Here is a 7,492-nt window from a genome sequence, read left to right as displayed (position 1 = left end):
GAACCGAAGGCCGCGACGATCTCCCAGGTGCGCTGAATCGTTTCCGCGTCGTAGCCCCGGGCCGCCGCGTGCTGCGCGAACCACACCTTGATCCGCCCCTGCGACTCCGGGTCGGACAGCCCGCGCCTCCCCGGACGCCTCGCGCACGGCCCGTGAGGCAAGCGCGCCACCCGCCACGAAGACGGCCCCGCCGCCCGGCACCGAGGACGGCCCGCTGTGGTCGGACGGCTCGGTGGACCCGCACAGCAACGACTACTGGGCGCAGAGCAATGTCACCCTGAAGACGAGCACCCGGCTCACCGAGCTCACCGTGCGGCTGCGGGTCGCCCAGACCGGCTCGGTGGCGTCGACGGGCGCCTGGCGCTCCCTGCCGGAGGACGACTTCGGCCTCACGGTGGAGGAGCGAGGCGGCTTCCTCGTCTACACCTGGACCCTGAAGGAGGGCCGCACGGTACCGCCCGGCGAGTGGATGTTCGCCGCACAGTACGACCACCGTCGCGGCGGCCGGGACGCCGGATCCGACACCTACACGGTGACGGCGGCCTCCGGTTCCGAACGGCTCACCGTGGGCGGCGACTTCGCGGCGCGGGGCGACGGGGCCCCGGACGCGGACTCGTAGCCGGATTTTCTCCCCTCCGCGGCAACCCTTCCTCCACCGGTGGCGACCAAGAGGCGCAAGGATCCTCCCCCACCGCAAGGAATGGGCATGACTGCACGAGCCGAACAGCGCGTCTCGCACCGACGCCGGACCACCAGAAGGCGGGCGGTGATCGCCGGGGTCTCCGCGCTCGGCATCACGGGCGCGGCGATCGTCACCACCACGATGCTGTCCACCGCGGGCGCCGCCTCGTCCTGGCCCTCGGACACCGGCAGCAAGCCGGTGTCGAAGACCATCCCCGTCTCCGGTGTCTACGACGGCGGGATGAAGAAGTTCTACGGCACCGGCGCGCTCGGCGGCGACAGCCAGGAAGAGGGCCAGGACCCGGTCTTCGAACTGGCCGACGGTGCCACGCTGAAGAACGTCGTCATCGGCAGCCCGGCCGCCGACGGCGTGCACTGCAAGGGCAGTTGCACACTGCAGAACGTGTGGTGGCTGGACGTCGGCGAGGACGCGGCGACTTTCAAGGGCAAGTCGGCGAACTCCGTCTACACGGTGTACGGCGGCGGCGCGAGGAACGCCCACGACAAGGTGCTGCAGTTCAACGGCGCGGGCAAGCTGGTCGTCACCAAGTTCCAGGTGGAGAACTTCGGCAAGCTGGTGCGCTCCTGCGGCAACTGCTCCACGCAGTACAAGCGGAGCATCATCATCAACGACGTGGATGTCACGGGGCCCGCCAACTCGATCGTGGGCATCAACCAGAACTACGGCGACACGGCCGCGCTGCGCAAGGTCCGCATCCACGGCGACAGCGCCAAGAAGATCAAGACGTGCACGCGCTTCCAGGGCAACACCAAGGGTGACGAGCCCAAGGAGCTGGGCTCGGGCCCCGACGGCACGTACTGCCGCTTCACCTCAGCGGACATCACCTACCAGTAAGACCCCCAGCTCTGCCCGGCCACCCCCCGGCCGGCAGTGAGCCGGACGAGCCCCCCTCGCCCGGCCCGGCGCCGCCCGAGCCCCCACTCGGCCGGCCCACCGAACGCCCCCGCCGGTGACGACCGCGGGGGCGTTCGACTGCCAGAGGGCCGAAACTTTCGTTGCCGGCCGCCCCGTTGACGCCGCGAACCCCAGTGGTGACACTCCCAGAGCACAGTGCAAGCAAACAGAATCCACCAGACTCCGACAGGAAGTGTCATGCGTCGCCACACCGCCCGCACGCTTCTGGTCCCGTTCCTCGCCCTCCTCCTCGCCCTGCTCTCCGCCCCGCCGGGCACCGCGCACTCAGGAGCCCCGCCCGTGAAGAAGCAGCCCAGGTACGCCGGTTATCTCTTCGCCTACTTCACCGGCGAGGGCACCGCCGACGGCGAGCAGATCCGTTACGCCCTCAGCCGCGGCAACGACCCGCTGCGCTGGCGGGAGCTCAACGCCGGGAAGCCGGTCCTGACATCCACGATCGGCGAGAAGGGGCTGCGCGACCCGTTCGTCATCCGCTCCCCCGAGGGCGACCGCTTCTACCTGATCGCCACCGACCTGCGCATGTATCAGAACAGCAGCGGCAGCTGGGACGAGGTCCAGCGGCACGGCAGTACGTCGATCATGGTGTGGGAGTCCACGGACCTGGTGAACTGGACCGACCAGCGCCTGGTGAAGGTGGCCCCCGACAACGCGGGCAACGCCTGGGCGCCGGAGGCCTACTGGGACGACAGCCTCGGTGCGTACGTCGTCTTCTGGGCGTCCAAGCTGTACGCCGCCGACGACCCCGGCCACACCGGATCGACGTACAACAAGATGCTGTACGCGACCACGAAGGACTTCCGCACGTTCAGCGAGCCGAAGATCTGGAACGACCCCGGCTACTCGGTGATCGACTCGACCGTGGTCGAGCACGAGGGCACCTACTACCGCTACACCAAGGACGAGCGCGACCCCTCCTCGGGCTCGCCCTGCTCGAAGTTCGTCACCGCGGAGAAGTCCGCCACTCTCACCTCGACGTCGTACGACTTCGTCGCGGACTGCATCGGCAGCGGGGCGATGGAACGCGGTGAGGGGCCGACGGTGTTCAAGTCGAACACCGAGGAGAAGTGGTACCTGTTCATCGACGAGTACGGCGGCCGGGGCTATCTCCCCTTCGAGACCACCGATCTCGCCTCGGGCCGCTGGACCCCGTCCACCGGCTCCCAGCTGCCCGCCAGCCCCCGGCACGGCACGGTGATCCCGGTGACGAAGAAGGAGTACAAGCGGCTGCTCGCCGCGTACCCGTCAGGCGGGTGAGGCGGTGGCCGACTCCAGCCAGGCGAAGACCTCCTCCTGCATGCGCAGCGGGAAGGCGTGCCCGACGCCGGGCCAGGTCTCCGTGCGCAGCCGGTCGGCGGCGCCGACGGAACTCCACACGGCGCGCAGCCTTGCGTAGGCGGTCCGCACCCCCTCGGCGGTGAACAGCGGATCCTGTTCACCGCCGAGGAACAGCAGGGGCTTCGGCGCGGCGATGCTCGCCACGTCGGGCAGGTCCAGGTGCCGGGCGAGCCCCGGGTGGAGCATGTGGAAGGCCGACTGGCCGCGCAGGGCGTTGTTGCCGGGCACCATCATCTCCTTCAGCCCGGTCGTCCAGCACACGCTCGCCGCCGCCGCGATGTGCTCGCTGAGCGCGGCGACCTGCCAGGCCCGGAAGCCGCCCATGGAGAAGCCGAGCGCCGTGACCCGGCGGGCGTCCACCCGCTCAAGCCCCGCCAGGAAGGCGGCGGCCCGCTGGTCCTCGCGGGCCAGCAGCCCGGCCAGCGAGGAGCCGAGGTGGAAGAGGCTGGCGGCCAGGGCCTGCTGCCCCGCGTACTCCAGCGGCCCGCGCTCACCCCAGCCGAGCGCGTCCAGGCACAGCACCACATGCCCCCGCCGGGCGAGTTCGTCTCCCACGAAGCGTCCGTCGAAGTGCCGGTCGGCCCACTCCCGGGCGGAGGCCAGCAGGGCGGCGTCGTACCAGGGCCGTACGGCCTTCTCCTTGCCGATGTCGAACCGGGAGCCGTGGTCGTGCAGCAGCAGCACAGCCGGGAAGGGACCGCTGCCCCGCGGGGTGAGCAGGGCACCGCGGACCCGGGCGTAGCGGGTCAGCGAGACGGTCACCAACTCCCTTGTGCCATAAGGCGTGTGCGACCGGTCGGTGAACTCGGGCGCGAACGGCGTGCCGTCCTGGCACGGGACGATCAGCAGCTCCTCCACCGTGGCCCGGGCCACCCGCCGCCACTCCTCGAAGTCCCGTACGGGTGAGATGCCCCAGGCCAGCGGAAAGGTCAGCTCCTCCTTCAGCCGCGCGTGGAAGGCGGGCAGCTCACCGGGCGCGGGCATACGGCTGCCAGTCGCCGAGGTACTCCTCCCGGGTGTGGAGCGCGGCCTCGGCGCGGGTGAGCTGGGGCCGGTTCTCGGGCACGGTGATCACGGCGCCGGGGCCGGTGTTGCGATACTCGGCGAACCGCTGCTCCTGCCAGGGATGCCCGCTCGCCATATTGGTGTACGGCGCGACGGCGTCGATGCCGGAACCGAGGTGGGTGTCCCGCACGACGAGGGACGGACGGGCGGTGGTGTCGGAGCTGGGCACCCAGGGGCGGGCCAGCTTGTAGTAGCCGTCGGGGGCCTCGCTGCTGATCCTGCTCCGGGTGACCAGGTAGCCGCGCGCATTGGCGCCGGCCGTGGAGGGCGCGAAGACGAACCCGTACGGGGCCCCTGCGAGGTCGGTGCGGATCAGCGTGCGGAAGTGGCAGTGCTCGAACACGGCGGTCGCCCGGCCGAAGACGAAGTCGACGTCGCCCTCGGCGTAGCAGTGGGAGAAGTACTGGCGGGCGAAGGTGCCGAGGGCCGTGGTGTCGGCGTACAGGGTGTCCTGGTGGCCGAGGAACCGGCAGTGGTGGAAGGCGCTGCGGTCGCCCTGCACCTTGATGGCCACCGCCTGGGTGCCGGTGAAGCCGGGATGATCGGCCCGCAGCCAGTCGTTGGCGAAGGTGATCCGGTGTGCGGTGAATCCGTCGGGGCGCACGGTGGTGGTGGCAGACCCTGAGGTGCCGTAGGTGCCGCCGCCGGGCTTGGGCGTGCCGGCCGCGTTGTCGTAGACGATGACGACGTCCCGGGGGTCACCGGAGGCGCCGATCCAGGTCATGTCGGTGCGGTCGGCGTCGACCGACACCGTCTCTCGGTAGACGCCCGGGGCGATGACGAGGGTGTGTCCGGGCCCGGCCGCGGCCGTGACGGCGGCCTGCACGCTGGTGAAGTCACCGCTGCCGCCCGGGTGGACGTACAGCGTCTGGGGAGTCAGGCGCGCGGCCGGCGATCCGTACCGGCCGAACGGGCTCCGACCCGCAGCCTGGGCGGGCGCTTGCGCCGCCAGGGTGAGCGCGGCACCCGCCGAGACACCGGCGGTGAGCAGAAATCCCCTACGGGACAGGGGCATGGGGGGGCTCCTTCGCTACGGGCCGGCCGGGACGGACGCGATGACGCGAACACGCACCGCCCCGGCCGCCTCCAGGTGGACGATTCAGCGGACACGGCCCGCGCCCGCACCGAACTTGACCAGCGCCGGGACCGCCCACACGGGGTGAACCTGGGCGCGCAGGGCGGGTGTCCAGCCGGCGCCGGACCACAGGGTCTCCTCGGGGATCTCCGCGTTGTGCACGGCGATCAGATCGGTGCGCTTGCCGTTGACGAGGTTGTTCGCGGCGGTGAGCGGCGCGTCGTTCCAGCGCTTGAGGATCTTGGCCGGGCTGATGCCCTCGGGCAGGGTGAACGCGTTGTGCTCGGCGACGAGCTGGGACTCCTTGCCGATGCCGAAGCTGTAGGCGTAGCTGTCGTCGGCCACGAAGTGGTTGTTGTAGACGTCGACCTGCCCGAAGCGGACGCGGGGCGCGCTCTCGACGAGGTTCTTGAACAGGTTGTGGTGGAAGGTCACCTTCAGCTTGCCCCGGTCGCCGGCGGCGGTGGACTCGCTGTCGCTGTTGCCGATGAGGATCGTCTTGTCGTGCTCGGTGAAGACGTTCCAGGAGGCGGTGACATAGTTGGCGCCCCGCACGATGTCCAGCTCGCCGTCGTGCTGCTGGTACAGCATGCCGAAGTAGGTCGGGGCCTCGCTGTCGGGGTGCTCGCCGTCGGTGAAGGTGTTGTGGTCCAGCCACACATGGGTGGAGCCGTAGACGACGGCGGTGTCGTACTCGGAGTTCCAGTTGCCCCGGTCGCCGTCGGTCGGGTCCCACTGCGGGAAGCAGTCGATGGGGCTCTCGAGCGTCAGATTGCGGATGATGACATTGTCGACGCCCTTGATCTGCAGGCTGGCGCCCTTGATCCCGGCGTCGCGGCCGAGGCCGACGATGGTGGTGTTGGCGGGGATGTTCGCCTTGATGGCCGCGTCCTGCTGGGCGGCGGAGGCCCGGCGCAGCCCCTCCGGACTGTCGTCGGGCTCGGCGCTGAGGTCCTGCTCCAGCCCCCAGGTCTCCGGCGCGTACTTCTCCAGATAGGCGCCGAAGTCGTACCCGGGTGCGGAGAACGCGTCGCACCCCTCGGAGACCGCGTCGATGGTCCCCTTCACCTTGATGATCTTCGGCGCGTCCCCGCCGTCGGCGAGGGCCGCCTTGAATCCGGCCCAGTCGCTGACGGTGTACACATGCTCGGCATCGGCGGCGGCGCCTCCGGTGGTGCCGGTCCCGTGGGCCGCCCACCCGTCATCGGCGCCGAGGGTCTGCCGGCCCAGGTCGCGGGACGAGGAGTGGGCGTGGGCGGCGGTGCCGGTCAGCCCCAGCACGAGGGCGGTGCAACCGACGACCGAGAGGGCTCTGGTGGCATGCTCATGCCATGCACGTCTGTCCATGATGCGGCTCTCCTTCGTGAAAGATCAGGGGTGTTCTAAGCGATGGCCTCGGGCCAGGTGATCCACGACTCGGGAATCACCTCGTCGATCCGGCGCACATCACGGGCCCCGAGCACCCGCGTGCGCACCAGCTCCCGAACGACCATCCGGGCCACGGCGACGGCTCCCGGCGGATTGAAGTGCGTGTTGTCCTGCTCGGTCGCCGTCCAGTTGAAGTACTTCTTGCTCTCCTCGACCCCGAGCTCCTGCCACAGGGCAAGCGACAGCACCTGAACATCCAGCAGCGGCACCCGCGCCTCCCGCGCCAGCACCCGCATGGCCGCGGGATACTCCCCATGACTGGGCAGAGCCACACCCCCGGCATCGAACCGCCGCCGCTCCACAGGCGTGGCCAGCACGGGCCGGGCCCCCCGCGCCCGGGCCCCGTCGACATACAGCCGCAGATACTCCTGATACGTCGACCAGGGCTCGGTGTACCGAGAAGGATCGCCCACCTTCTCATCGTTGTGCGCGAACTGGATGACCAGCAGATCCCCCTCCCGAATCGAGGAGAGGATCACCTCCAGCCGCCCTTCCTCGACGAAGCTCTTGGAACTCCGCCCATTGACGGCATGATTGGCGACCTGAAGATCCCGATGCACAAAGAACGGCAAGGCCATTCCCCACCCGGTCTCGGGAGCGGCATCGGCATACTTCTGCGCGGCGGTGGAATCCCCGGCGATGTAGAGGGTCCGGGCCTTACGACCGGGGGTGGCTCGGGCGGTACCGCTCATGGCGAGAGCGAGAGGAACAGCGAGACCTGCGAAAGCTACTTGTCTACGACCAAGAGACACTGGGGTGCACCTTTCGAGACGGGACCAGGTCACTCACCTAGGCCCTGTCGTCAAATTCCCGTCGTCCGCCCGGAGGGCGGGCCTGGCGGCGTCGTGGGGGCACCTCCCGCCCGAGCCGTGCGAAGCGCGGTTCGAGGGTGGGGGAGCGTGCTCTCGGCGTGCCGGGCGTCGACCGGCGTACTGGTTGTACGTGGTCGGCGCCCGGTGCGGCGAGTGGGG

6 protein-coding genes and 1 pseudogene are annotated in these 7,492 nt (G+C 70.0%); 3 read left to right on the top strand and 4 right to left on the bottom strand.

Annotation, left to right across the window (positions count from 1 at the left end):
* The first annotated feature begins 232 nt into the window (after positions 1-232).
* The 3 genes and pseudogenes from N4P33_RS35760 to N4P33_RS30030 all read left to right on the top strand — a co-directional run.
* The gene (locus N4P33_RS35760; RefSeq protein WP_399030363.1) at positions 233-619 is read left to right on the top strand and encodes a hypothetical protein; all 387 of its coding nucleotides are present in this window, start codon (positions 233-235) and stop codon (positions 617-619) included.
* An 87-nt stretch (positions 620-706) separates the two neighbouring features.
* Positions 707-1,537 carry a pectate lyase gene (locus tag N4P33_RS30035; protein WP_260830098.1) on the top strand — a complete coding sequence of 277 codons (831 nt, stop codon included), beginning with the start codon at positions 707-709 and terminating at the stop codon, positions 1,535-1,537.
* 258 nt (positions 1,538-1,795) lie between these two features.
* Positions 1,796-2,863: pseudogene (locus N4P33_RS30030) on the top strand (glycoside hydrolase family 43 protein); the annotation flags it as partial.
* Here the strand turns inward: N4P33_RS30030 and N4P33_RS30025 are convergent.
* The 4 genes from N4P33_RS30025 to N4P33_RS30010 form a co-directional block, all read right to left on the bottom strand.
* Positions 2,861-3,937, bottom strand: a complete 1,077-nt coding sequence (locus tag N4P33_RS30025; protein WP_260830097.1) for a dienelactone hydrolase family protein — start codon at positions 3,935-3,937, stop codon at positions 2,861-2,863. The pseudogene N4P33_RS30030 and the gene N4P33_RS30025 overlap by 3 nt on opposite strands.
* Entirely contained in the window at positions 3,921-5,033 is a 1,113-nt protein-coding gene (locus N4P33_RS30020; protein WP_260830096.1) for a pectinesterase family protein, read from the bottom strand. Before N4P33_RS30020 ends, N4P33_RS30025 begins: the two co-directional genes overlap by 17 nt.
* 84 nt (positions 5,034-5,117) lie before the next feature.
* Positions 5,118-6,440 carry a polysaccharide lyase family 1 protein gene (locus N4P33_RS30015; protein WP_260830095.1) on the bottom strand — a complete coding sequence of 441 codons (1,323 nt, stop codon included), beginning with the start codon at positions 6,438-6,440 and terminating at the stop codon, positions 5,118-5,120.
* Positions 6,441-6,475: 35 nt separating this feature from the next.
* Positions 6,476-7,273, bottom strand: a complete 798-nt coding sequence (locus tag N4P33_RS30010) for a rhamnogalacturonan acetylesterase (protein ID WP_260830094.1) — start codon at positions 7,271-7,273, stop codon at positions 6,476-6,478.
* Positions 7,274-7,492 lie beyond the last annotated feature (219 nt).

The organism is Streptomyces sp. 15-116A, from assembly GCF_025290915.1.
Classification (GTDB): domain Bacteria; phylum Actinomycetota; class Actinomycetes; order Streptomycetales; family Streptomycetaceae; genus Streptomyces.
This window is presented reverse-complemented; position numbering and strand designations above follow the sequence as displayed.